At 55.2% G+C, this 24,839-nt stretch carries 25 protein-coding genes; 13 read left to right on the top strand and 12 right to left on the bottom strand.

Annotation, left to right across the window (positions count from 1 at the left end; all coding sequences use genetic code 11):
• Nucleotides 1-174: 174 nt before the first annotated feature.
• From Q0835_RS11975 to Q0835_RS11940, 8 genes are all read right to left on the bottom strand, one after another.
• Complete coding sequence (locus Q0835_RS11975) at nt 175-1,047, bottom strand: Pnap_2097 family protein (RefSeq protein WP_298961393.1); 873 nt, start codon at nt 1,045-1,047, stop codon at nt 175-177.
• 8 nt (nt 1,048-1,055) lie between these two features.
• Nucleotides 1,056-2,327: an MSMEG_0569 family flavin-dependent oxidoreductase gene (locus Q0835_RS11970; RefSeq protein ID WP_298961390.1), complete on the bottom strand. Its 1,272-nt coding sequence runs from the start codon at nt 2,325-2,327 to the stop codon at nt 1,056-1,058.
• Complete coding sequence (locus tag Q0835_RS11965) at nt 2,324-2,635, bottom strand: MSMEG_0570 family nitrogen starvation response protein (protein WP_298813024.1); 312 nt, start codon at nt 2,633-2,635, stop codon at nt 2,324-2,326. The genes Q0835_RS11970 and Q0835_RS11965 overlap by 4 nt, the downstream gene beginning before the upstream one ends.
• Nucleotides 2,628-3,620, bottom strand: coding sequence for a sll0787 family AIR synthase-like protein (locus Q0835_RS11960; protein WP_298961387.1), 993 nt, complete (start codon nt 3,618-3,620; stop codon nt 2,628-2,630). The genes Q0835_RS11965 and Q0835_RS11960 overlap by 8 nt, the downstream gene beginning before the upstream one ends.
• Complete coding sequence (locus Q0835_RS11955; protein WP_298961383.1) at nt 3,617-4,159, bottom strand: MSMEG_0567/Sll0786 family nitrogen starvation N-acetyltransferase; 543 nt, start codon at nt 4,157-4,159, stop codon at nt 3,617-3,619. The genes Q0835_RS11960 and Q0835_RS11955 overlap by 4 nt, the downstream gene beginning before the upstream one ends.
• A gap of 1 nt (nt 4,160) precedes the next feature.
• Nucleotides 4,161-5,261: an MSMEG_0568 family radical SAM protein gene (locus Q0835_RS11950; RefSeq protein ID WP_298813031.1), complete on the bottom strand. Its 1,101-nt coding sequence runs from the start codon at nt 5,259-5,261 to the stop codon at nt 4,161-4,163.
• Complete coding sequence (locus Q0835_RS11945; RefSeq protein WP_298961380.1) at nt 5,251-6,273, bottom strand: Nit6803 family nitrilase; 1,023 nt, start codon at nt 6,271-6,273, stop codon at nt 5,251-5,253. The genes Q0835_RS11950 and Q0835_RS11945 overlap by 11 nt, the downstream gene beginning before the upstream one ends.
• Before the next feature lie 72 nt (nt 6,274-6,345).
• The gene (locus tag Q0835_RS11940) at nt 6,346-6,828 is read right to left on the bottom strand and encodes an MSMEG_0572/Sll0783 family nitrogen starvation response protein (RefSeq protein ID WP_298813035.1); all 483 of its coding nucleotides are present in this window, start codon (nt 6,826-6,828) and stop codon (nt 6,346-6,348) included.
• 280 nt (nt 6,829-7,108) lie between these two features.
• Here Q0835_RS11940 and Q0835_RS11935 point away from each other — a divergent pair, with 280 nt between their 5' ends.
• The 5 genes from Q0835_RS11935 to Q0835_RS11915 all read left to right on the top strand — a co-directional run bounded on the left by Q0835_RS11935 (nt 7,109) and on the right by Q0835_RS11915 (nt 11,640).
• Complete coding sequence (locus Q0835_RS11935; protein ID WP_298961612.1) at nt 7,109-8,476, top strand: PLP-dependent aminotransferase family protein; 1,368 nt, start codon at nt 7,109-7,111, stop codon at nt 8,474-8,476.
• Nucleotides 8,477-8,649: 173 nt separating this feature from the next.
• A complete protein-coding gene (locus tag Q0835_RS11930; protein ID WP_298961378.1) occupies nt 8,650-9,324 on the top strand; it encodes a cupin domain-containing protein in 675 nt (224 codons plus the stop codon).
• Complete coding sequence (locus tag Q0835_RS11925; protein WP_298961375.1) at nt 9,321-10,004, top strand: SDR family NAD(P)-dependent oxidoreductase; 684 nt, start codon at nt 9,321-9,323, stop codon at nt 10,002-10,004. The genes Q0835_RS11930 and Q0835_RS11925 overlap by 4 nt, the downstream gene beginning before the upstream one ends.
• Nucleotides 10,004-11,077, top strand: a complete 1,074-nt coding sequence (locus Q0835_RS11920) for an FAD-dependent oxidoreductase (RefSeq protein ID WP_298961373.1) — start codon at nt 10,004-10,006, stop codon at nt 11,075-11,077. The genes Q0835_RS11925 and Q0835_RS11920 overlap by 1 nt, the downstream gene beginning before the upstream one ends.
• On the top strand, nt 11,074-11,640 hold the full coding sequence (locus Q0835_RS11915; RefSeq protein ID WP_298961371.1) for a TetR/AcrR family transcriptional regulator: 567 nt from the start codon (nt 11,074-11,076) through the stop codon (nt 11,638-11,640). Before Q0835_RS11920 ends, Q0835_RS11915 begins: the two co-directional genes overlap by 4 nt.
• 63 nt (nt 11,641-11,703) lie before the next feature.
• Here the strand turns inward: Q0835_RS11915 and Q0835_RS11910 are convergent, their stop codons facing one another.
• The 3 genes from Q0835_RS11910 to Q0835_RS11900 form a co-directional block, all read right to left on the bottom strand.
• On the bottom strand, nt 11,704-13,242 hold the full coding sequence (locus Q0835_RS11910; RefSeq protein WP_298961368.1) for a tripartite tricarboxylate transporter permease: 1,539 nt from the start codon (nt 13,240-13,242) through the stop codon (nt 11,704-11,706).
• Between the two features lie 30 nt (nt 13,243-13,272).
• Nucleotides 13,273-13,800 (bottom strand): tripartite tricarboxylate transporter TctB family protein, encoded by a 528-nt coding sequence (locus tag Q0835_RS11905; protein WP_298813048.1) that lies wholly within the window; start codon nt 13,798-13,800, stop codon nt 13,273-13,275.
• Nucleotides 13,801-13,875: 75 nt separating this feature from the next.
• On the bottom strand, nt 13,876-14,838 hold the full coding sequence (locus Q0835_RS11900; RefSeq protein ID WP_298813050.1) for a tripartite tricarboxylate transporter substrate binding protein: 963 nt from the start codon (nt 14,836-14,838) through the stop codon (nt 13,876-13,878).
• Nucleotides 14,839-15,010: 172 nt separating this feature from the next.
• Between Q0835_RS11900 and Q0835_RS11895 the strand changes: the two genes are divergently transcribed.
• The 7 genes from Q0835_RS11895 to Q0835_RS11865 all read left to right on the top strand — a co-directional run bounded on the left by Q0835_RS11895 (nt 15,011) and on the right by Q0835_RS11865 (nt 23,417).
• The gene (locus Q0835_RS11895; protein ID WP_298961366.1) at nt 15,011-15,904 is read left to right on the top strand and encodes a GntR family transcriptional regulator; all 894 of its coding nucleotides are present in this window, start codon (nt 15,011-15,013) and stop codon (nt 15,902-15,904) included.
• A gap of 86 nt (nt 15,905-15,990) precedes the next feature.
• Entirely contained in the window at nt 15,991-17,076 is a 1,086-nt protein-coding gene (locus Q0835_RS11890; RefSeq protein ID WP_298813057.1) for an isocitrate/isopropylmalate dehydrogenase family protein, read from the top strand.
• 74 nt (nt 17,077-17,150) lie between these two features.
• The gene (locus tag Q0835_RS11885; RefSeq protein WP_298813060.1) at nt 17,151-17,843 is read left to right on the top strand and encodes an aspartate/glutamate racemase family protein; all 693 of its coding nucleotides are present in this window, start codon (nt 17,151-17,153) and stop codon (nt 17,841-17,843) included.
• The gene (otnK, locus tag Q0835_RS11880; RefSeq protein ID WP_298813062.1) at nt 17,837-19,123 is read left to right on the top strand and encodes a 3-oxo-tetronate kinase; all 1,287 of its coding nucleotides are present in this window, start codon (nt 17,837-17,839) and stop codon (nt 19,121-19,123) included. Before Q0835_RS11885 ends, otnK begins: the two co-directional genes overlap by 7 nt.
• A complete protein-coding gene (gene otnC / locus Q0835_RS11875) occupies nt 19,120-19,761 on the top strand; it encodes a 3-oxo-tetronate 4-phosphate decarboxylase (protein WP_298813065.1) in 642 nt (213 codons plus the stop codon). The genes otnK and otnC overlap by 4 nt, the downstream gene beginning before the upstream one ends.
• 6 nt (nt 19,762-19,767) lie before the next feature.
• Nucleotides 19,768-20,241 (top strand): ribonuclease E activity regulator RraA, encoded by a 474-nt coding sequence (gene rraA, locus Q0835_RS11870; protein WP_298961363.1) that lies wholly within the window; start codon nt 19,768-19,770, stop codon nt 20,239-20,241.
• Between the two features lie 260 nt (nt 20,242-20,501).
• Nucleotides 20,502-23,417 carry an EAL domain-containing protein gene (locus tag Q0835_RS11865; protein WP_298961361.1) on the top strand — a complete coding sequence of 972 codons (2,916 nt, stop codon included), beginning with the start codon at nt 20,502-20,504 and terminating at the stop codon, nt 23,415-23,417.
• Between the two features lie 44 nt (nt 23,418-23,461).
• Here Q0835_RS11865 and Q0835_RS11860 read toward each other — a convergent pair whose 3' ends face one another.
• Entirely contained in the window at nt 23,462-24,481 is a 1,020-nt protein-coding gene (locus tag Q0835_RS11860) for a LacI family DNA-binding transcriptional regulator (protein ID WP_298961358.1), read from the bottom strand.
• A gap of 157 nt (nt 24,482-24,638) precedes the next feature.
• On the opposite strand from Q0835_RS11860, the gene Q0835_RS11855 reads away from it, so the two are divergent.
• Nucleotides 24,639-24,818, top strand: coding sequence for a hypothetical protein (locus Q0835_RS11855; protein WP_298813072.1), 180 nt, complete (start codon nt 24,639-24,641; stop codon nt 24,816-24,818).
• Nucleotides 24,819-24,839: the final 21 nt, after the last annotated feature.

Here is a 24,839-nt window from a genome sequence, read left to right as displayed (position 1 = left end):
CCTTTTGGAAGTTGGCTTTCCAAGGCCATTGCCAACTGCGTGATCGTGTTTGTTCCAGCCGCAGCGCTGAATAAGTCTACGCCATGGTGCCTAACCAGTGGCGGACACTGAACCAGCGGCAACTGGGGAAGCCGTTTCGAATTAGCGGCCGAAAGCCGACAAACGGGGCTGCTCTCAGTTTATTTTTCCATACTCACAAAAGACCTCGCAGACCCGGCGTTCGTTCACACCGGTTAGCAACAGCGATGTTTTGACCTTCTGCCCCGTATCAACCCAGTCTGCAATTCGAACCGCAACAGGTTCATTGAGATCGAGGTTTCCAAAGAACAAAACATCTCGCCGGCGCAAAACATATTGATGCGCCATTTTGCCGAAGCGATTTGACGCCGCTCGTTCCGCGGCAGCCACAAACGACGGAAAGTACACGAGCCCGGCACGATTGAAGTCCAGGGATGGGCTGGTTTCATAGATCAAGTCGGGATCATTGTCTTCTGCCTGCGACATTCGCAAGCCAAGATGTCTATCCGCGCCAGAGCGCGCCAGCCTGGCAGCAAGGTGCGGAAACTCCAGGTCAGCGGGCAATGCCGGCAGAGCGGGAAGCCCGGCAAAATCCACTCTGGCAACGCTCGCGTTTTCACCAACCACCATTCGGGAGACAAATGTTGACACCAGGCAGACCGAAGCGATTGGTTCGCCCTTGAGCTTCAGGACATGCAATGAAGCCAATCGCGCACGCGAGACCCGGTAGAGTGTAGACACTGTCTCCAGACTATCATCGAGATCAGCCAGAAAAAGACCCGGGCAATCTACCGACAAAGCACAGAACGCGGCATAAACATCGTTGCCGCTCCGGTCCTTGAAGCTGGCATGTTGTTGACCGGCGGCATTGGCAATCAGACGCCAATGACGATGCCCGAGTGTCTTGAGCATCCAGTTTTCAGACAGGCCGGCATACCCAAGCTCTGGCATCCCGAGCGTCTGAATGCTTTGCCAGCCCCCCTGAGACCGCACCTGGGCAGTCGCGGCAATTTCTGCTGAGCTTTTCATGTTTTCAGTCAGGATACTTTGCTGAGCGTGGCTCTGTTGGTTTCGTGCAGGATCTCAATCTGTTCACTGAGATACTGCGCATCGTCACCGACGCCCAGAAAGCGACCTGACCCCCAGGTGTTCAACCAACCCAGTCCCAGAAAATAAAGTCCCTTTACAGCGCATACTCCACGGTCGTAGATCGGGCGCCCGCGTGTGTTCAAGACATCAACTTTCAGCCAGGAATAGTCCGGTCGAAAACCGATAGCCCAGACAAGAGACGTGATGTTCTCCTTGTCAAAATCGAGCTGTGTCGGCTCCTGCCCAGGTCGCCATACTTTTTCAAAAGGTTTTTCATCCGGCGCATCGATACCGTTTGTGGCGATGTAATCGTCGATCGCCTTTCGAATACCGACATAACTTTCATCGGCATCGTCAAGGTTTCTTTCCAAATCCTGCGCAAACGTAGCCCCGGAGCTGGATGCTCCGGCCATGCTTCCATAGAGAGTGACGCCGTCGAGTGCGAATTTCCGCAAGTCGATCTCATGCCCTCCATCACGCCCCGTCAGGTAGTGATTGGTCTTCTCATGAACTGCCTCACCTTGAGGATGATCACGGATAGTCAGGTCATAGTGGCCCATATCGTAAAGCCAGTCGGTGGCATCCCGCCCCCTGTACATGCGCGGTGCCCTTGGCGCAGGACCAACTGCGAGATGCACTTTCCGACCAGCAAGTTTCAGGTCTTCCATGATCTGAACACCCGACTGACCGGCTCCGACGACGAGAACACTCCCATCCGGAAGCTGAGCAGGTGATTTGTAATCTCCGGCCTGGATCTGAAAAATGGACGGGTCGATCTCTTCAGCAAAGGAAGGAATGATTGGAACATCATAACCTCCCGATGCAATCACCACCTGTTCAGCAAGATAGTTTTGCTCATTGGTGCAAACGACAAACCGTCCATCGTCACGTCTGCTGATTTCAGTAACCGTGACACCTTCCTTGAGCGGAGGGTCGAAACTGCGAACGAAAGCCTCCAGATACGCGACAATTTCATCTTTCAACATGAATCCGTGCGGATCGTCGCCGGCATAAGGGAAGTCCGGCAGCTTGCACTGCCAGTTCGGCGTCACCAGACAGAAACTGTCCCAGCGGTTCTCCCGCCATTGATGAGCAAAACGATACCGCTCCAATACGACATGCTCGATATTCTTCTTGCCGAGGCAGTAGCTGGCGGACAAGCCTGCCTGCCCACCTCCCACAATGACAACAGGGATGGAAACGAAGGTATTGCTGGTCATGACGATGTCCTGCTTGCAAGTCCGGCATCAAACCGAAGAAAGGTAACGGTTGCATCGGGATGGGTTTCAAAGGTGTTGGATCTGGACTTCAGAGTTGCCAACTGGGACGCTGCACGAGAACACGGATACCCATGCACGGCACGAACCCGTTCACTAGCCGCTTCGAACGCTCTTTCGCTGAGCAAAACGAACTCATTGAGCTCATATGTCTCGCCCTCCCGGTAGAAGTTGCGCACTATCGAGGATGGCGAATAACAAGCCTCCTCGTCACCATTGGGCCATCGGATCCGGAATGTGAGATCAGGCATGGACCAATTCCTTTGGCCTCAGTCCGAGATAGGGGCTCTGCCGATGGTCCCAGAGAATGTCTTCCTCTCCTTCATAGGACAATGAGACGGATGCTCCTTGAAACACTTCGCCAATGTCGGCTGCCCAGATGCCTCTTTCTTGAAATCTGGCAACAACCGCACTCGATGTGCATGCCGGTGCACTTAGAAGAAAACCGAAGGAGGGAAACGTGACCAACCAGCGCGCAAGCGGGACACCCGGGGGCGGTTGAATGCACTCGAGCGAAAACTTGATCGCAACCCCTGAACACTCCGCAAGCATGAGCGCAGTGCCGACAAGGCCTCCTTGTGAAATGTCTTTTCCGGCTGAACACAAACCGTCTTCGGCGATAAGTGGCAAAACCTCGGTATCTTGGCGCAGCCGTTCAGCCGGTGCATCGAGAATCGCTTGCCAGTTGTTGAAAGGCGCCCTGTATCCGCCCCGGTGGTCAATCGCCGCAATCAGCCTGTCACCGGGAGCTGCGTCAAAGCTGGTGATCAACTTCTTTGCACGGCCCAGTATCGAAACAGCGAGCTGGCTTTGTCCCGCTCTGAAATTGGTATGACCGCCGACTATCGGAATGTCATATGTTTGCGATGCTGCTCGCATTCCTTCCAATATCAGTTCAGCCTTTGATGTATCAGCCGTCCAGATCGCATCCGTCACGGCAATAGGCCGCCCACCCATTGCAAGAATGTCGGACATGTTGACCATGATGCTGCACCACCCGGCAAACCAGGGATCTGCCTCGACAAAAGCGTTGATGAAGCCTTCAATGGCGAACAGCAGATAGTCGTCGCCATCTGGTAGAATGGCAGTGTCATCGCCAGGGCGGCCAGGCGCCGTCTGGCTGAGGCCAAGTATGTTGCAAGATGCATCGATGTCGCGTTTGCCCATCAATCCCGGATCGTTCCGCAGCAGTTTCACAATCCCTGACAATGTGTCCGGCCAAGTCTGTGCAGTCATTGCCGCCCCCTCAGGGGCATGGTCCAGCCATGCGCGGGTGTTTCGAACGGAGGATACGCGTCCAGGTTCGCCTCCATTTTCATGTGGCGTTTGCCGTGAATATCGATGGGTTCAAGACACGACCAATGCAGGCGCTCGAATAGTCGGACGTTCTGTTCCTGAACATGTGCGTAAAACCGGTCACAGCCGAAGGCATTGGCAGAGGAAACTGCAAGCCTGATGAGTTTAGCTCCAAGCCGGCCGACACGGCGATGAGACTCAGCTACAGCCAGACGCGATCCCCACCAGATACGAGGCTCTTCCTCGTGGATCCTGACGGTCCCGACAACTTCATCGGCCTCACCCGCCAGTGTCGACACAGCGACAAGCGGCAGGGCCCGGTGGTCCACGTCGTCGCGATCGTGCCCTTGAAAGATCTGCTGCTCTTCGCAGAAAACCTTTATGCGCAGTGCTGTCGCCCCGGCGAATTCCCAAGGCGCGGAAGCCGCCTTGATGGCAAACTGTGGGGAGAGAAACGGCTTTCGGCCAAATTCGAACATGTCACCGCACCTGAAGCTTTTCATAGACAGAAAGCGCTGAGCATGCGCCACACCGTCCACACCCGGCCTTGATGTCCTCAGCTCGCAATCCGCCATCGACAACCATTTTCGACAAGGGCCGCAATATGGAGTCCATAAACTCAGCGGTGGGTGCAGGATGACTTTCCAAGGGCGTACCCGAAACAGGCACAAAAGGCACGACGAACGGATAGACGCCGATTTCGATGAGCGCTTGGCTGGTTTTCAAGATGGCGTCGGCGGTGTCGCCGAGCCCTGCAAGAATATAGGTTGAGACCTGACCGCGACCGAACACTGGCACAGCTGCGCGAAAGGAATCGAAATACTTTTCAAGGCCAACCTGCGCTTTTCCGGGCATGATTCGTTCGCGGACATCGGGTGTCACCGCTTCAAGATGCATTCCGAGCGCATCGACACCGGCCTCTTTCATGCGAGAATGCCAGATATCATCTTCCGGCGGCTCGCATTGCGCCTGAACCGGAATGTCGACGGCAGCCTTTATTGCCTTCACGCTTTCGACCATGACGGCTGCACCGCGGTCTGGCCCCTTCGGCGTACCTGTGGTCAGCACCATGTGTTTGATGCCGTCCAGCTCAACCGCGGCCTTGGCAACCTCGGCAAGCTGCTCTGGTGTTTTGTGGGCTATTGTGCGTCCGGCGGCGAGCGACTGGCCTATTGCACAAAACTGACAGGTCTTGGTTCTGCTCTGATAGCGGATGCAAGTCTGAAGCACCGTTGTCGCGAGAACATCCCGCCCATGCAAGGTCGCAATTTGATGGTAGGGGACACCGTCCGGCGTCTCCAGATCATAGAATTTCGGCCGACCCGGAAAACTGATTGTGCCGACCTTGCTGCCCTCCTTGAGAACATTGCTTCGGCCGTCGGGACCAGGTGCATCGGCCAGGAACGGGCTCTCGAAAGCTGGCGCCGTATGTACCGGCACCATGACTGTGACACCGTCCACGGTCAGTGCCTTGTGGTCGGTCGGCCCTGCACCTCCCCGCCGCGCCTCATGCCCGGCTTTCGGGTCAACGAGGCGAATTCCACGGGTTTGCAGTTCATTGATGAGAACTTCAGCCGGCATTGAAAGGCTCCTCGATGACAGATTGGATTTGTGACGGGATATCGGCATCAGGCAAAGTGTTCGCAGCGGGTGGCGCAGCAACGGGCATCACCGTCTCCGCAGGCCTCGTGTCATGCACGAGATGCAACAGTTCCGGGCGGGCGTAATGCCCGACGCTGTCCATCATGCGCTTACGCTTTGTGATCAGTCGCATATCCAGATCAGCTGTCAGTATTCCCTCGCCTTCCGTCAAAGGCGGCACGACATGCCGGCCTTCGGGCGAAATGATGCACGTCATGCAACCGTCCCGCAGACCGCGCTGCAGCTTCGGATCTTCGCTGATGGAATTGATTTGTTCCTCGGTCAGCCATCCGGTGGCGTTGACAACGAAACAGCCGCTTTCCAGCGCATGGTGTCTCATGGAAACTTCGATCTGTTCTGAAAAGATCGGACCAACAAGCGACCCTGGGAACTGGGCAACATGAATTTCTTCGTGCTGCGTCATCAGGGCATATCGGGCAAGCGGATTGTAGTGCTCCCAGCAAGCAAGCGCACCGACACGCCCAACCGCGGTCTCCACAACTTTAAGGCCTGCACCGTCGCCCTGCCCCCAAATCATTCTCTCATGATAGGTCGGGGTAATCTTGCGCCTCTTGAGGCACAGTGTGCCATCGGCATCAAAAATCAGTTGCGTGTTGTAGAGCGAGCCGTGGTCGCGCTCGTTAATCCCGATCACAGCCACAATGTCGAGTTCTCTGGCTAACGCTGCCAAAGCAGCTGTTTCAACGCTCGGTACCGTCACGGCCTCTTCGTAGAGACGAAGATGCTCCTGCCCGGCCAACATCGGCGGCAAAACGAAAGAAAAGTACGGGTACCAGGGAACAAAGGTTTCCGGGAAGACCACGAGCCTTGCGCCTTTACCAGCCGCTTCACGCATCGCAGACAAGACCTTGTCCATCGTGCGTGCTTTCGACGTCAGATCAGGGGCTATCTGGACAGCGGCAACTCGAATTGTGTCGGATGTTGTTGTCATTGCTGGCTACTGACTTTGGGTGGGCAGGAAAAGTTTTGCCCGGCCGCATTGGTCGGCCGGGCACACGGAGACCTAGAGGGTCCAGGTGTCCAGAATGAAAGCACCGTCCCGGCGATGCAGCAGCACGATGTCCAGAACATCCTGGGGTGCAATTGGGGTGATGCCAGGAATGAGTGAGGGCTCGCCGTGCCCCATCAACGCCTGCAGGGCAAACCGGCATGCATAGACCTTGCCGCCTTCCGTCATGAATTTCTTGATCTGGTTGTTCATTGCCAGATGTCCCGGGAAGGCTTCATCGCCAAGTTTCGGGAACCCTCGCTGGACGCCAAGTGAGACACCCGGTCCATAAAGCAGAATGGAGGTTTCAAAGCCCTTCCGCTGAAGCCGTGTGGCCTGGAGAAGATTGACCAGCCCGATCGAACCTTCAAATGCAACGGTGTGGAATGTGACAAGAGCTTTTTCGCCCTCTTCCGCCTGAACATCTTCGAAAACCTTCTCTTCGTAATTGACGAAGAAATCGCCGTCCGCGTGTGCCGGTGCCGTTACCTCTGGCATTTCATGCTCCTATTATTATGGCCATACAATTGCCATACAATTATTGACTTACCGCACTATTGTATGCACATCATTTTCGCTATCAAAAGCGAAAAATACGAAAATCCAACAAGTGCGAAAATCAAAACCAAATGCATAAAACCTAGGCCGAAAGGTGCTTAAAACTGAGGCAAAAATTCCAATTTTTGCTGCAACACACTCCATACAATCAGCTGCATACATACAATCAGAATCAATTCTGCTACACAGGACGCAACAAATGGACATGCCCGGATTCGGAATGAAGAACTGGAAACCCGCCCTGCCTGAAAGCGGCAAACCGCGATACATCGAAATCGCAGACTTGATTGCAGCAGACCTTCAAAAGGGAATCCTCATGCCGGGGGACCGGCTACCGCCCCAGCGAAAGCTCGCAGACATTCTTGGAGTGGATTTTACGACCGTGTCGCGCGGCTATGTCGAAGCACGCGAAAGAGGCCTTGTAGAAAGCCATGTCGGACGCGGCACATTCATAAAAACGATCAAAGGACCAGCTGTCGAAAGCGAGCCTCGCCGCGCGGAGCAGGTGGACTTGAACATGAACCTGCCGCCGGAGACGGACAATCCGGATCTCATTGAACGCATGCAGGCCGGTCTTTCGGTGGTTTCCGGCAACCTGATTTCCCTGCTGCGATATCAAAATGGAACCGGAACCGAAGTCGACAAGGAAGCAGCATCTTCATGGCTTAGCATGCGGGGAATGGTGCCTTCGCTGGAACGAGTGTTCATAACCCCAGGCGCACACCCGGCCATGATGACAATTCTCAACATGCTCGCAGAACCCGGCGAGACCGTTCTGAGTGAATCGGTTACCTATCCGGGCATCAGGACCATTGCTCGCTCGCTCGGCCTGAAGCTTGCGGGCATTGAGAGCGACGCATGCGGCATTAAACCCGACGCCCTGGAAGAAGCCATTCGGATCCACACTCCGAAAGCGCTTTATCTGAACCCGACACTTCAAAACCCGACCACCCTGACGATCCCGCAAGAACGGCGACTTGAAATTGCTGCCGTCCTCAAGCGCCACAATCTGCCTCTGATTGAAGACGACGCATACGGGTTCATTCCAGAACATGCACCCAGCCCATTTGCGGCGGCAGTTCCCGAACTCACGTGGCACATTGGCGGTCTGGCCAAGTGTATTGGCGCCGGCCTTCGTCTTGCTTACGTCGTTGCACCCGACACCAAGGCAGCTTTGAGCTTCACATCCGCTATTCAATCCATGACAGTCATGGCCTCACCGGTGACAATGGCACTCGCGACAAGGTGGATCCAGGACGGAACGGCGGATCACATTCGTCGCTTCATCCGAACGGAAACAAAAGCCCGCCAGGCATTGGCCGCAGAAATCTTAACCGGTTTCAGCTTTGCAGCGGATCCGGTCAGCTTCAACATCTGGCTCAAGTTACCACCCAACCTCTCCAGAGCAGCTGTTGTCGGCCAGATGTCAGGCAAGGGCATCGGTCTCGTCCCGAGCGATCCGTTTACCGTTGGAGGAAATCCAAGCGAACATATCAGGGTCTGTCTGGGCGGGCGGATCACCCGCGATGAACTCAAGACGGCATTGCAACTCCTTGCCCATACGCTGGAGCACAACCTGTACAGCTGACAAGCCACAACAGGAGTGGCCTGCCTGGAGGATGACAAGACTATTTTTCATGACTACCTATTGATAGGTAGAATTAACTTGTCTATGTTATGGAACGCCGTGCTGCGGGAACACAGACGCGCACCAGGCCTGCGCCTGACTTTTACACCCGCCAAACCAGATGGAGACCCGGCATGGAACTGAATGCTGATTTTTCGGAACGCGTTGTTGTTCATTCCGAGGAACTGGAATGGCAGGCCTCTCCGATGAAAGGTGTCGACCGGCGCATGCTCGACCGAATTGGTGGAGAAGTCGCCCGTGCGACGACAATCGTTCGCTATGCCCCGGGCAGCAAGTTTTCCGCCCACACGCACACAGGTGGTGAGGAATTCATCGTGCTTGATGGTGTCTTTCAAGACGAACACGGAGATTTTCCGGAAGGCACTTACGTGCGAAATCCGCCAACTTCGGCGCATACACCCGGATCTGACGACGGCTGCACGATCTTTGTGAAGTTGTGGCAATTCGACATGGAAGACCGTAACCAGTTCCGCAAGAACATGGCGGACGGCCTGGGTGAAACGGAAGACGGCGTCGCAACGGCGTTGCTTCACCAGGACGAGCGTGAAACGGTCACGTTTCATCGGATCGACCCAGGTGCAACCCTATTCGTTGATGACACGGGCGGCATTGAACTGCTGGTCATTTCCGGCAGCGGCAAATGTGGCGATGAGGTCCTGCGAAAGGGATCCTGGCTACGCCTTCCAGCCGGGGACAGTTTGACGCTCGATGCGGCCAATGAGGGCGCACAGGTCTGGATGAAAACCGGACACCTGCCCTATGCCAAGGCACCGGAGGTTTTAAAATGAGCTCCGAGAAGCCCCTTGCCATTGTCGCGGGTGCAGGCGCTGGCCTTGGCCAGGCACTTGCTGCGCGCTTTGAGGACGGCGGATACCAGGTTGTCGGCTTTGGCAGAACCAAACCCGATGCGGTTTCCGGTCGCTTTCAAAAGCTCGACCTGGCGGATGAAACTGCCGTACCAGAGACCATTGCGGGCCTCATGAATGAGCACGGAGCGCCCAAAGTGGTGATCCACAACACCGCCGAACTCGTCATCTCACCCTTTTTGGAAACCTCTCTTCAGGAGTACCAGAGCACCTGGGCATCAATGTTTCTGAGCGCGGTGCTGCTCGCCCAGTCGGTGATCCAGCCAATGGTAGCGGCTGGTGGAGGCGCTTTTCTCGTATCCGGCGCAACGGCCTCACTTCGGGGCGGTGCACGCTTTTCGGCGTTTGCCTCTGCAAAATTTGCCCTGAGGGGTCTGACCCAATCGCTGGCACGCGAGTTTCAGCCTGCCGGAATTCATGTCTCCCATGTTATTTTGGACGGCATCATAGACACGCAACGGTCGCGCTCACTGCACGACCTTGATCCAGCAAAAATGATCCGGCCTGCCGATATTGCCGAAACCTATTGGCAGCTTGCGCATCAACCCAAATCCACCTGGACACATGAACTGGACCTCAGACCTGCCACCGAGGGCTTTTGATGTTGACGGATACGCTCATCATAGGCGGCGGCCTCGCAGGCCTCAGCCTTGCAGCAAGCCTTGAAGCAAAGGGCCAAACCTATCTTGTGCTGGACGCCAGAACCCGGTTTGGTGGCCGGATCCGGTCTGACGCGGTCGATCGTGAGCGCTTTGATCTCGGTCCTGCCTGGTTCTGGCCCGGCCAACCGCGCATCGCTGCCCTCATCGACAAGCTCGGACTGGAAAAATTCGAGCAATATGCCGATGGCGACCTGACCTTCGAGGACGAACGTGGCAGCGTTCAAAGGGGTCAGGGCTTCGCGTCCATGCAAGGCTCCTATCGGCTGAAGGGTGGCCTTAGCAGCCTGATTTCGGCACTTCAAAGCCTTTTGCCGGAGAACCTCCTGCGGCTTGCGACCAAGGTGGTCGCGCTTGACGCAAGAGCGGACCATATTCTGGCGATCACACAAAACGGCGAGAGCCTGATGGCAAGACGCGTTGTTCTTGCCCTGCCTCCACGGCTCGCGGCCGAGCAGATCGCGTTCACCCCACCTCTTCCGGAAGCTGCCGTTTCTGCCATGTCCGGCATCGCAACATGGATGGCTGGTCAAGCAAAAGCTGTCGCCGTTTACGATGATCCTTTTTGGCGAAAGTCAGGACTTTCCGGCGACGCCATGAGCCGACTGGGCCCGATGGTGGAAGTTCATGACGCCTCCCCTGAGGAACGCGGCCCTTATGCGCTTTTCGGATTTATCGGTGTAGCCCCCGACGACAGGAGAGACGAGAAGCTTTTGCGCAAGGCGGTGATCGCTCAGCTCGTCCGACTGTTTGGGCCTGATGCCGCCGCACCGAAGACGCTTCTGATCAAGGACTGGGCTTTTGACCCTTTGACAGCGACTGCACTGGACCTTCAACCGCAATACTCACACCCCCGCTACGGCTTGCCTGAAGCAATGACTGATCTTTGGGACGACCGTCTCCTTTTCGGGGGCACGGAAGTTGCGAGCCAATTTGGGGGCTATCTGGAAGGAGCTCTGGAAGCCTCCAAGAATGTGGTGCATAAAATCCTGCGGGAAGCACAGGTGGATGCATGACAAAGGATACCAAAACGGCACTGTTGGATGCGGCAGAGCGAGCCGTCAGAAGCCGCGGATTTGACGGGTTCAGTTATGCTGATCTGTCTGAGGATGTCGGCATCCGCAAAGCAAGCATTCACTACCACTTTGCAACCAAGGCTGAGTTGTCCGCAGCCCTGATGAAGCGCTACCGCGAAGCGCTGCAATCTGCTTGTGAAGAGATCGAGCGGTCGTCACGGACAGCCGCAGAACAACTATCCCAAATTATAGAGATCTACCGGCTAGCGATGAGCGAGGGCGACAGTCTGTGCCTGTGCGTTGCCTTCATCGGCAGCCGGGAAAGCCTTTCACCGGCAGCAATCGACGAGATAACGAGTTTCAGAAAAATGGTAATCAGCGTGCTGACCCGGATCTTTGAAAAAGGTCGCGCTGATGGTTCGATCTCCAGTGTTCAAGACCCGCCCAAGGAGGCCCAGGCAGCGTTGTCGCTGATGGAGGGCGCTCAGCTCAGCGCGCGAGCGCAAGAAGAGCCCGCCGTCTTCGACAATGCCCTTGCCCTTTTGCTGGGACGATTGACCTGAGGCAATCAGCGAAACCCGAATTGTCAGGACACACCTGAACAGCGGGCCGATGCTCACAACAGTCTATTTCTGATGAGCCAGATGCTTTTCTGTTTTTCCGAAAACGCGCTGAGCCAGTTTTAAGCCAAACGGAGCAAGCACGACACACAGCAGAATAATGCTCAGAATCAGCGATACGGGACGCTCCCAGAACACACTCAACGTGCCTTGTGAAATGATGTATGACTGAAGAAACGTCTCTTCAGCCATGGATCCCAGAACCAGAGCCAAAACTGTTGCGGCTGGCGAATAGCCGAACTTTTTCATGGCAAATCCGACAGCACCGCTGACAACAAGTATCCATGTCTCCACAATACTTGCATTTATCGCAAAAGCACCGATCACACACAAAAGCACGATAACGGGAACAACGTGAAGGTATGGGATATCCAGAAACTTCACGAACAGCGGGATCGCAAAGATGCTCAGAGCGATCAGGATCATGTTGCCGAGATACATACTGGCAATCAGACCCCAGACAAACTCCGGATCATTGACAATCAGCAGCGGCCCGGGCTGCAGCCCCCACATCATGAAGGCCCCGAGCAAAACCGCTGTGGCACCGGACCCGGGAATACCAAGCGACAGCAAAGGAACCATGGCACCGGCTGAAGCGGCGTTGTTGGCCGCTTCGGGCGCTACCAATCCGCGCATTTCGCCCCTGCCGAAATTCTCGGGGTCTTTGGCAACTTTCTTTTCTACCGAGTAGCCGATGATAGACCCGAGTGTCGCGCCTGATCCCGGCAGCACACCAGCCAGAAACCCAATGGCTGAACCGCGAAGAAACGTGAATTTCGATTCCGCAAAATCCTTGCGTGTCGGCCAGAATTCCTTGTCACGGAAGCTGATGCGCAGCTTTTCAGCCGGCTGACGATGCTGGCCATTCAAGATGCAGTGCAAGAGTTCCCCGATGCCAAAGAGACCAATTGCGACGGCGACGAAATAGACACCGCCGATCAATTCCGGCGAGCCGAATGTGAACCGTTGCTGACCACTCATCACATCGACACCAACACTGCCAACCGCAAAACCGATCAAAGCGGAAATGAACCCTTTGAACTTGTTGTCGCCCATCATGGTCGTCAGCATGAGAAGTCCGATTGCAATGATCAGGAAGTATTCCGACGGACCGAATTTGGAGGCGAAGTTTGCCAGCGACGGCGCAAGTGCGGTTATCAGCAAGACACCGATGGTGCCTCCGAAGAAGGAGGCAATCGCCTGCATCACAAGGGCTGGGCCGGCGCGCCCTTTTTGCGCCAGTGGATAGCCGTCCAGTGTCGAAGCGACAGTCGCTGATTCTCCGGGCGTATTGATCAGGATCGACGTGATTGTCCCGCCATACATCGAGCCATAATAAATTCCGGCGAGCATGATGATGGCCGTGGTCGGATCGAGACCAAAGGTAAGCGGCAGAAGCACGGCAATACCGGCGGCCGGGCCGAAGCCAGGGAACAGACCGACGATCATGCCGACAAAAGCGCCAAGCAGAAGAAACAACAGCCCCTCAGGTGAAGCTGCGATACTGAGGCCGAGAGAGAGGTTGGAGATGACTTCGCTGAACATGGATCGCACTCGATTGACGGCGTGTCTGGATCAAAAGCCCAGCGGGCTCAGAGGCAGAGAGGCATTCAGAAGGATCTTGAAAAGCCAGTACAGGAAACCTGGCAATGCAAGACTGTAGATGATGTTGGTGACTGGCCTGGATCGATCGAATGTGAAGAGAAAAACCAGCATGAAGGCAATCATCGCCAAAAGGGCACCGACGACCTTGAGAGCAGCCACGAAGCCGCAGATATAGGCAAAAACGATCACAACATCGCGGGCGTGTTCCTGCCCGCCGTCGATAGTGTGGGTGTCAAGACCCAAGGCTTCTGCCGTGCCTTCCGCAGCAGGTTCCGGCTGGTGCGCATGGCCGCTTCCAGATGCGCGTTCCTGGAGCCATTCCCGGACATCAAACCAAAGGTTCACCGAACAGGACACGATCAGCAAGAGGCCGATCATGAGGGGGAAGAACCCCGCCGCAGGACGACCTGACTGGGTATAGAGCATCAGGGTCGATCCGCCGTAAATCGTGTAACCCACGGCGACCAAAAGCAGTCCCCCGGCAAACCACTTCTTCATCTTGATTTCTCGCTCACACTTGAAGGACGCATGGGCAGGCCAATACGCCCGGCCCATGCGCGCTGGATGCACAGATCAGTTGATCGCGCCGATTTCCTTCAGGACGGCTTCATATTTGGCGCTGGTCGCTTCGAGATAAGTTCCGAAGTCCGCACCCCAAATCGGATTGCCGGACATACCGTTCTTCACCAGATAGTCCTGCCATTCCGGCTTTGATACCGCCTCTTTCAGAGCAGCAACCCACCATTCCTGGACAGCAGGGTCGAGATCGGGCGCCAGCACCACGCCGCGAGGCAGCGAGAAATCGAAATCATAGCCTAGTTCCCTGAACGTCGGGATATCGGGGTGGTTCGTGCTGCGCGCGGAATCTGAAAATGCGAGTGCTGCGAACGTCCCCGCATCAATCTGCCCGGCAACTTCCGACGGATTGGCAACGACCGCGTCGACACTGCCCGAGGTCAATGCCGTTACCAGCTCACCTCCGGATCCGATCGGCACATATTCGTATTCAATGTTGGCGGCATTGGCAAAAAGGCTGGCGGTCACGCGCTCGGGACCTGCAGAGCCGCTGCCGGCAATAGTGAAACGGCCTTCCTTAGCCGCCTTAACAACATCGTCGATTGTCTTGAAGTCGGAATCGCTGCGCACAACCAGGAACATTGCATCGCTCGCAAGAAGCCCGACAGGTGTGAAGTCCTTGTAGGTCCAGTCGGTATCGGCGACCAAAGGCGTGCCGAGAAAGTTTCCGCTGGTGGATGTCGCGGAATAGGGATTGCCGGCCTGCCGCTTCACGTAGCTGAAGCCAACCGCACCGCTCCCGCCTTCGCGGTTCTCCACCACGATGTCATTCGGGTAAAGGTCGTACTTGTTCAAGATGTCGACAATGGTGCGGGACATGCGGTCGTTGCCGCCTCCCGGTCCGAACGCAACTGTGTAGGTCAAACGCTCTTGCGGATAGTCCGATGCGAATACCGGCACTCCCGAAGCAGCAACAATGGCCGCAGTCGCAGCGGCAGCAATCGTGGAACGCATGATCATGGTTTCCTCCCTTTGATCAATTTGCATTTTTTGCTGAATACGTGCAATAAAAAGGAGTTAAGATTGGATGTCAATCAAAAAAAAACCAATCATTGCGTTGAGTTTGGTTTTATGGCTTTATTTCAGGCATGAAAAAGACCAAACGCCTTAGCGGCCGAATTAGAAGAACGCGATGAAAACCAACCAACTAGCCGCAAAAGTGGCTCATGGGCTTTCTCAGAAGATAACGTCCAGGTCTCTTGCAGCAGGCGCACATATCAGCGCACAGAATGTCGCTGACGAATTCGGCGTGTCCCGCTCACCAGTTCGCGAAGCGCTGGAAATGCTGGAAAAGGCCGGTCTTGTCGAAAAACGCACCAATCGCGGCTATTTTGTTTCGGAAACTGAGCCAGAGCCCGCCTCCGCGGACATCCTGAAAGCGATGGCACCGGACGACTCGTCCGTCTACTTGCGCATCGCCGAGGATTGGCGAACGGATCGGTTGCCGGAAGAGGTGACAGAACAATACCTTCGTGAAAAATATGACCTTTCTCGAGGGCGCCTCCAGGACATATTGGTCCGCGCTGTGCGCGAGGGTTGGGTCGAACGAAAACCCGGATATGGCTGGCGATTTCTGGATGTTGCCAAAACCCCAGAAGCTTTTGATAAGATTTATCATTTTCGGATGGTAATCGAGCCTGCGGCAATGCTCGACCCGGACTATAGCGTTGACTGGAAGATACTCACATCGCTCAAGGACGAACAACAACGACTGCTTGACCACGAGATTGAGAACAACAGCGTTGAGCACCTTTTGTCCGTAGGTGCACGTTTTCACGAGGAGCTGATCAAGTTCTCCGGCAATCCGCATTTTCACATGGCCCTTGTGCGCGTGAACCAAATGCGCCGTTTGCTGGAGTACAAGGCTGTGGTCAGCCGGGATCGCTTTGTCGAACAGACCAATGGACACTTGGAAATCATCGGCCATCTGGAACGTGCAGAGATTGCGGAAGCGTCCTACGCCATGCGCCACCACCTCGGCGGCGCACTTAAAGGAAAGTCGGAATTGCTCAGAACCAAAAGTTAGAGTCACTTTCCGGATTGCATTTTTGCATTTTATATCTATAAAAGCCAATCAGACAGAACTTGAACCTGCCTGATTGGAGGAAAGACATGCGTTTGATGGTTTTGCCCTGTGACGGGATCGGCCCGGAAATAATGGGAGCCACGCTCGACGTGGTCAGCGCAGCAAACCAGAAATTTGATCTTGGCATTTCATTCCATGAAGAAGCTTCGGGTTTCGACAGCCTGAAGGCTCATGGCACCACGTTGCGCGAAGAGGTCCTGGTTCGTGCGCGCACACAGTTTGATGGCGTTATCCTCGGCACTCAGTCCCATATGGACTACCCGCCAGTTGCTGAAGGCGGTCGCAACGTCTCTGCTGGTTTCAGGATCGGGCTGGACCTTTATGCCAATGTGCGCCCGGCCCGCTCGAGGGACTTTCTGCCCAACAAGGCGCCCGGTATGGATCTTGTCATCATGCGGGAGGCGACGGAGGGTTTTTACCCCGATCGCAACATGTACAAGGGCGTCGGCGAAATGATGCCGGATCCCGATATGGCCCTGTCAATTCGGAAGATAACACGAAAGGGCTCGCTGAGGATCTGCCGCGAGGCATTCAAGCTTGCAATGCAACGTGACAAGAAAGTCGCGGCAATCCACAAAGCCAATTCCTTCCTGATGACAGACGGCCTTTTTCTGGAATGTTTCCGGGAAGTGTCCAAGGAGTTTCCGGGCGTCCAGACCGAAGAACTGATCGTCGACGCCTTTGCCGCCCTGCTTGTCAGGCAACCACAAAACTATGATGTCGTCGTTGCGACAAACTTCTACGGAGACATCCTCTCCGACCTCGCATCTGAGCTTTCAGGATCACTTGGCTTGGCGGGCTCGATCAACGCCAACGCTGAAACAGGACTTTGTTGTGCGCAGGCCCAACATGGTTCAGCACCTGATATCGCTGGAAAGAATGTCGCGAACCCGACCTCGCTGATCCTCTCTGCAGCCATGATGCTGAATTGGCTCGGAGAACAGCGCGGTGTCTCAAAGCTGATGGAGGCAGGTGCTGCAATTTCAGAGGCAGTAGACCGCGTGATCGACGAACCTCAGAACCGCACTCGGGATATCGGTGGTTCAGTCGATACCGACGTCTTCGGCCGGTTGGTAGCGGCAACCGTCTCTGACCTCAGTCTCGCAGCCTGATCATCCTCCCAAGATGATGTGCCTGCAACAGGGCGGCGGTCGCGCGAAAGACCGCCGCCCCAACGGAGATGGAAATGGTCACCGAGAGATCCAAAATCGCCTTCATTCACGCAACACGTCTCGCCATCGATCCGATTGAAGTCACGGCGAAGCGCATATGGCCTGAAGTAAGAACAGTTTCCCTCCTTGACGATAGTCTCGAGAGTGACCTGAAAAAGGCTGGAAACCTTACTGAAACGCTTCATTCAAGAATCGCAGACCTCACGGACTATGCATGCACTTTGAATGTCGACGGCATTCTCTTCACTTGCTCATCCTTTGGCGACGCGATCGAAGAAGTTGCACAGCGCGCACCGCTGCCTGTCTTGAAACCGAACGAAGCAATGTTTCGAAACGCCCTTTCCGGCGGAGCGCGCATTGCCATGATTTACACATTTGAACCAGCAGTTAGCGGCATGGAAGCTGAATTTGGGCGATTAGCGAAAGAGTTTGGCTCGACTGCATCGCTCACAAGTGTGTTTTGCGCAAACGCGTTGGATGCGAAACAATCCGGAGATGTTGCAGAACATGATCGATTGATCCGCGAATGTGGCAGACGGCTCAGTGGTTTTGACGTCATCCTTCTTGCGCAGTTCTCAATGGCAAGTGCCGCAGAAGGAATGCACCAAACCACAAAAACTCCTGTGCTCACCAGCCCGGAAGCTGCGCTGACGGATCTGCGGAACCGCGTAGAGATCTTACAGCAGAAGGCGGCACAGTCATGCTGATTGGCGCAATTGCAGACGATTTCACCGGTGCCAGCGACATCGCCAACACGCTCTCCAAAGGCATCGCTCCGGAAGGCGGATTGCGCACAGCCCAGTATTGCGGTGTTCCTTCCAAATCTGCCAACAGCGGCATTCAGGCAGGCGTCATCGCGCTAAAAAGCCGGACATCACCGGTCGATGAAGCCGTTTCGGAAAGCCTTGCCGCGCTTCAATGGCTGCAAAGCCAGGGCTGCTCGCAAATCATCTTCAAATATTGCTCCACATTCGACTCCACCCCTGCGGGAAATATCGGACCTGTGGCCGAAGCGTTGGCGCTTGCACTGGACGAGACTAACGTCATTGTCTGCCCCGCCTTTCCAGGCGCTGGCCGCACTGTCTATCAGGGACACCTTTTTGTTCATGACACGCTGCTGAGCGAAAGCGGGATGCAACATCATCCACTTACCCCGATGACTGACCCTGACATTCGCCGGTGGCTGCAAAACCAGACGACGTGGCGCGTTTCTCACCTGTCTTTGGCTCAGCAGCGCACAGGACGGTTTACGCCAAGCGATGTTTCGGCAGACACTCAAGCAACTGAGAGATCTTTCCTGGTCGCGGACGCAATTTCCGATAACGATCTGATCGCCTTGGGAACCGCATCTGAGGGAGCCAAGCTGCTGACTGGTGGATCCGGCATCGCGATGGGATTGCCGCGAAATTTCTTCAAAAATGGCGCACCTGAGCCGGCCAAATCCGCAAGCAGCCCCAATATGGGCGACGGCGCAATTCTTGCTGGCTCTTGTTCCGGAGCAACACGCCAGCAAATTGAGGCACATTCCAAAAATCATCCTGTATTTGGAATCGATGCACCCTCTGTCCTGGACGGTTCGCTGGATAGTGAAGCGCTCATTCAATTCTTCAAAAGACACCGGAAAGACGCACCGCTTGTTTTTTCCTCAGGCACTCCGGAAGCTGTTGCACAAATTCAGAACGACTACGGCTCCACACGGGTAGCAGAAGCCCTGGAACAGCTCTTTGCCGAAACCGCAAGGAAGTTGGTCGATGCCGGTTTCACCCGGATCGTTGTTGCGGGAGGCGAAACATCCGGCGCTGTCGCGAAGGCCGTTTGCCACCACGGCTCCGAGGAAGCGATGCGCATTGGTATTGAGATTGATCCCGGGGTTCCCATCCTGCACCTCGAAACCTCACCGCCCATTTGTCTTGCCTTGAAGTCGGGTAATTTCGGTGCGCGCGATTTCTTCAAGAAGGCGCTGGACATGATGAAGGTGGCAGCATGAGCCCTTCAGAAGAAGCGCTACGCGTTCAGATGACCGACCTTTGTCGCTCCTTGTTCCAACGCGGTTTCAGCGTCGGAACAGCGGGCAATGTGTCCGCGCTTCTGCCGGATGGAATCCTGATTACGCCGACAAATTCAAGGCTTGGCGACATTGAACCAGGGCGCATTTCAAAACTCGACCCATCAGGTCAGCATGTTGCCGGTGACAAGCCAAGCAAGGAAGTTTTTCTGCATCAGGCTTTCTATGAAACAAGGCCTGAGGCTCAGGCAGTGGTGCACCTTCATTCCACGTGGGCAACGGTGCTATCCTGCAGGCAGGACACCGACCCCTCGGACTGCATACCTCCCCTTACTCCATATGTGGTCATGCGGGTAGGGACTGTGAGGCAGCTGCCCTACGTCATGCCGGGTGATCCTGCCTCTGGCGACCTGATACGCAGCCTGAATGGAGCATGCAGCGCGGTCCTGCTTGCAAATCATGGTCCGGTCGTTTCAGGAAAGGACCTTTTTTCAGCGGTTTGCGCCGCAGAAGAACTTGAAGAGACGGCCAAATTGGTTTGTGCTTTGGGGGATACACAACCCAGGACGCTGCAAGAAGACGACGTTGCAGCGCTTCGCCTAAAATTCGGCAGTATGTGAGGCCCCATGAAAACCGCTGACCTGATCGATACTCACGCGGATGTTCTCTCGCTTGTTCACCTACCTTTCAGAACCTTTGGCAGGCGCACCCATTTCACGGGCCCCATCCAGACGGTCAAGTGTTTTGAGGACAATATGGCCGTCCGCAAGGAGTTGGAAACTCCTGGCGATGGACGGGTGCTTGTCGTTGACGGCGGCGGCTCGACGCGCGTTGCCCTGTTGGGCGACATGCTTGCCGACCTCGCTCTTAAAAACGGCTGGACGGGGCTCGTGCTGAACGCCGCCATACGAGATAGCGTCGAAATCGATCAGATGGATATTCTGGTTTTTGCGCTCGCCACCTCACCAATCAAAAGCGCGAAAGACGGCTGGGGCAAAGCTGGGCAAGACATTCATTTTGGCGGTGTTGGAATGCGGCCCGGCAATTGGATTTATGCCGACGCGGACGGCGTTCTTTTAAGCGATAGACGCCTGACCTGACAGCGCTGCCTCCTGTAAAAATGAGAGCTTGCAAGTAAGTCGGGTGACCAGTCGCTCAGCTATTCCTGTCCCAATCCCCGTTTCCAATTGACGCAGAGACAATGGTTGCACAGCTCTGTACAGCCAATTTAAAACTGCAATAAAAACTGTGCCTTTCCTCGATATCAAACCAACATCTACGATACTTTCCATTATTGTTGTTTGTTTATGTTTGCCTAACCCAGGTGTATTACGGTCAAATACTGGGTAACGAGGCCTGTATGAGTATCGAGGCGCTTAAAAGTAGTTTTATGGACCTGACAGACGATGCGATCGCTGTTGGGCTCATTGCTTCAGGTGCACCCCCACCGCGCTTGATTTATGCAAACAGCGCCTTTTCGGAATTGAGCGGTCATGCGCAGGAAGACCTGCTCAACATGCCAATGGATGAACTTCTTGGCGACTGCCCGCAAACCAGCATTCAAAACAGTGCCGCTCGAGCCCTTGAGAAGGGTCACCAAAAATTTTTGTTGAAGGCAAAGCTCCTTCGTTCCGACAACACCGGCACCTGGGTGAGCATCTCCTTCTTTTTAAAAGAAGTTGCCAGTACTGGCGCGTGGCATGTGTGCGCGACCTTCAGGCCTCTGGCGGAAGAAAGAAGTGCTGCAGGTCTCGCAGATCAAATTCAGATGGAACGGGATCGTGCAATCAAAGAGCAGCAACGCCTCGTATCCGCGTTGAACGCCTATCCGGATCCTATCGTTATTTATGATGCCGATCTCAGCCTGGTGTATTGGAACGATGGCTATGCAGCGTCCATCACGGACGACCCCAATGAACTCGTTGCCGGAACGCACCTGAGGGATGTGCTGCGACTTGCCATCAAATACGGACGTTACCCGGAGGCGGTTGGCCGGGAGGATGAATGGGTCAATCGCATTTTGTCTTCTGAAACCCTGGACAAGGAATTTGAAGATGTCGAATTGAAAGGCGATGTTCATCATCGTCTTCTGAGGTCCCGGTCATCCAACGGCGACTACGTGATCATTCGGCTGAATTCGACCGAGCTCGTCCGGCAAAAACGAACCGCCGAGGCAGCACAGGAACGACTGCTGGCAGCCCTTAACGCCTATCCATCGCCGTTTGTGATTTATGATTCCAACGACTGTCTGGTCGTCTGCAACGACGCCTATCGTGCGTCGATGTCAAACAACCCCGACGAATTGAAGTTCGGCATGCACCGCACGACCGTTGCCCGGATTGCTATTCGAGCCGGAAAGATTGCCGACGCCATTGGCCGCGAAGAAGAATGGATGTCCGATGCACACCAGCAGACCGATGTCGACAAACCGGTACAGGACCTCGTGCTGCCGGACGACGTTCACCATAGATTGCTGAGATCCCGTGCTGAAAATGGCGACCTCGTCATTTTGCGTTTGGACACCACTGAGCTGGTCCGTCAGCGGCGGGCGCTGGAAGACACGCAGGACCGTTTGATATCCGCGATCAAGGCCTACCCGGACCCCTTTGCCATCTATGATGCCGACCTCAATCTGGTGATCTGGAACCCGGCCTATGCGCGCTCCATGACGAAGTCACCTGAAAGTCTGGCTTCGGGCACCAACCTGAAAGTGCTGCTTCGAAACGCCGCCATGGAAGGGTTCATCCCGGCCGCGGTCGGGCGAGAAGAAGAATGGGTTGAAGACTATTATTCACCTGATCTTCTTGCGCCGGGCATTGAGGATTTCGAATTTGCGGATGACCAGCACCATCGCATGGTCAGATCACGAACCGAAAAGGGCGAATATGTTGTTCTGCGATTGAACATCACCGAAGTTGTGCGTCAGCGCAGGGCACTCGAGCAGTACTCCAAGCGGCTTGAAAAGGCGAACCAGGAAATCACCTACAAGGCCTTGCATGACGACCTGACCGGTCTTGGCAATCGACGCTACCTTTCCTTCAAGTTTGACGAACTCGTCAGCCTGAGAAGCAAGAAGGGTGGCGAAATCGCCGCTCTTCATATCGATCTCGACCGGTTCAAGCACATCAACGATACAATGGGTCACGCCGCCGGCGACCAGGTGTTGCTGGACATCTCCGAACGCATTCGCCGCAATGTCGGCAGCACAGATGTCGTTGCACGCATCGGCGGCGATGAATTTGTTGTCCTGATTTATGTGCCCAAAAATAACGATCGGCCGGAAACACTTGCAAAGATCCTGTTGCAGGAACTCTCCCGCCCGACACTTTTTGAAGGCAAGGAATGCAGGTTTGGCGCTTCTATTGGCCTGGCCCGGACACCGCTGGCCCATGTTGACCAGCTTTTGACCAATTCAGATGTCGCACTTTACAAGGCCAAACGGCGCGGACGTGGCCAATTGGGGATATTTGACAAGTCTGACCTGGAAGAAGTGCGGCGCACCAAGGAAGTGGCAGATGATGTGCTTCGTGCCATCGAACAACTGGAATTCGAACCATTCTATCAGCCACAAGTGGATGCCAAGTCTGGCCAGACTGTCGGTATCGAGGTGCTGGCGCGCTGGCGTCACCCTGAAAAAGGCATTCTTGCACCAGGAGCTTTTCTCTCTATCGCGACCGATCTCAATGTCGCTGGAGACATAGATCGTCTGATATTTGAACAAGCAATTGGCGAGTGCCAACAGGCATTCGGACTTATGTCCAATCCGCCGTCATTGTCATTTAATGTCAGCGAAAACCGCGTCAACCACAACGAAATCGATGCCATCCGGCAGCACGTGCAGACTTATTCCGGTCAGATAAGCTTTGAGCTCCTGGAAACCATCTTCCTGGAGGAACAGCAGGACGACTTCCTGTGCCGTCTGGATCAGCTGCGGGATCTCGGGATCGCAATCGAAGTCGACGACTTCGGTAGCGGCCGTGCCTCTGTCGTCGCCCTGCAGCGGATCAATCCGGATCGTGTAAAGATCGACCGGCGCCTCACCGCCTTGGCGGCTGGTGGCAGCGGTGGCCTTCGTCTTCTCAGGTCCATTATTGAAATTGGCCACTCACTTGAAATGGGTGTCACTGCGGAAGGCATTGAAACAGGCGAGCAAGCCGAAATACTTGCCAAGCTCGGCTGCGATCGGCTGCAGGGGTATCACTTTGCCAGGCCGATGCCCTATCCGGATTTGCTGAAATTCTTCAATCTGAAGTCTGGGGTGCTTTGCGGCGGTTAGATCAACCGGCCCGGCAAGTCGAATTCAACCAATCACCGTCAGCCTCAGAAACTGCTGCGCCGGTAGATCGCGGTTGGCAATTCAATGCTGTCCGGCTTCTTGCCATTCAACTCGTCCAACAGGGCCTGTGCCGCGAACTGTCCCATACGCCGATGAGGCACATGAACGGTCGTCAGCGGCACCGGCGCAACGCTTGCCAGCTCGATGTCGTCGAACCCCGTGATCGCAACGTCTTCCGGAACCCTGAGGTTCATCGCCGCTGCCGCCCGCAAAGCGCCGACGGCCAGAACATCATTGCCGCACATGACAACAGTGGGAGGCTCTGCGTGTGCCATGAGTTCGTGAAACGCCATCTCGCCATTTTCGATGGAGTACGCCGTTTCGACCATCTGCAGCATCTTGGGGTCCAGCCCTGCAGCACTCATGGAATCCCGAATGCCCTGGGCACGTTCCCTTGCTCTGTCATTGGAAACCGTGTCGGCAGAAATACATCCGATCCTCTTGTGGCCTGCACCCATGACGAGGTCAGCAAGCTCGTGCATTGCTGCCCGGTTGTTGAAGCCGACCGCTAACCTGGAAACTTCCGGATCAAAGGCCCAGGCGACAAGAGTAGGTATCTTTCGTTTTTCCAAAAACTCGTAGACCCGCGGTTTGCGGTGATATCCGATCAACAGAAGCGCGTCTGCCCCCCGCGCGGTCAAGGTTTTGATTTGCTCCTCTTCCAGATCTTCCTCATAGGACGAACTGGCGACCAGCAATGTGCAGCCGCTCTGATGGAGTTCTTCCTGGAACGCCTGCAGCCCGCGCGCAAATATCGCATTTTCCATTGTGGGAATGATTGCGCCGATGGTGTTGGTTCTGTTGGCAGCAAGAGCACGTGCGCTGTAATTTGGCGAATATCCCAGCCGGTCAACGGCTTCCATCACCCGGCGCATCGTCTTCTCGGTGACCTGATCGGGCAGATTGAGACAGCGCGACACTGTAGCAGTCGATACACCTGCCGTTCGGGCAACATCGGCAAGCGTGGGAACCTGGCCGGTCGGGGTATTCTTCGTCTCGTCCATCGATCATTTCCGTGAGCCGGTGCCGCAGAAGGCACTGAAGCCAAGAGTTTGCTTACAACTCTTGGCTCTCCAATAAAATAACTTTTCTGCTTGCAATGAAAAATGTAAGCGCTTACATTTTTCCTCAGCCGGGTGAACTCATCGTTGGGAGGTGATCATGTACTTGATTGTGGCAGCAGTCCTGTTTGCCGTTTTTGTGATCAACGTTTCGATCGGTTCTTTTGGTGGAACGCCGTTTTTCGGGAATGTCGGCGAAATGATCCTGCTCTTTGCAGTCTCAATAGCCTTCACGGCAACCATCCTCAAAAAGGAAGCAATAAAGCGAGCCGGCAAATAGCTTGATCGGAATAGAGTTTTA

Source organism: uncultured Roseibium sp., from assembly GCF_947499295.1.
Lineage (GTDB): Bacteria > Pseudomonadota > Alphaproteobacteria > Rhizobiales > Stappiaceae > Roseibium.
The sequence above is the reverse complement of the archived record's forward strand: the minus strand, read 5'-3'. Positions and strand labels throughout refer to the sequence as shown.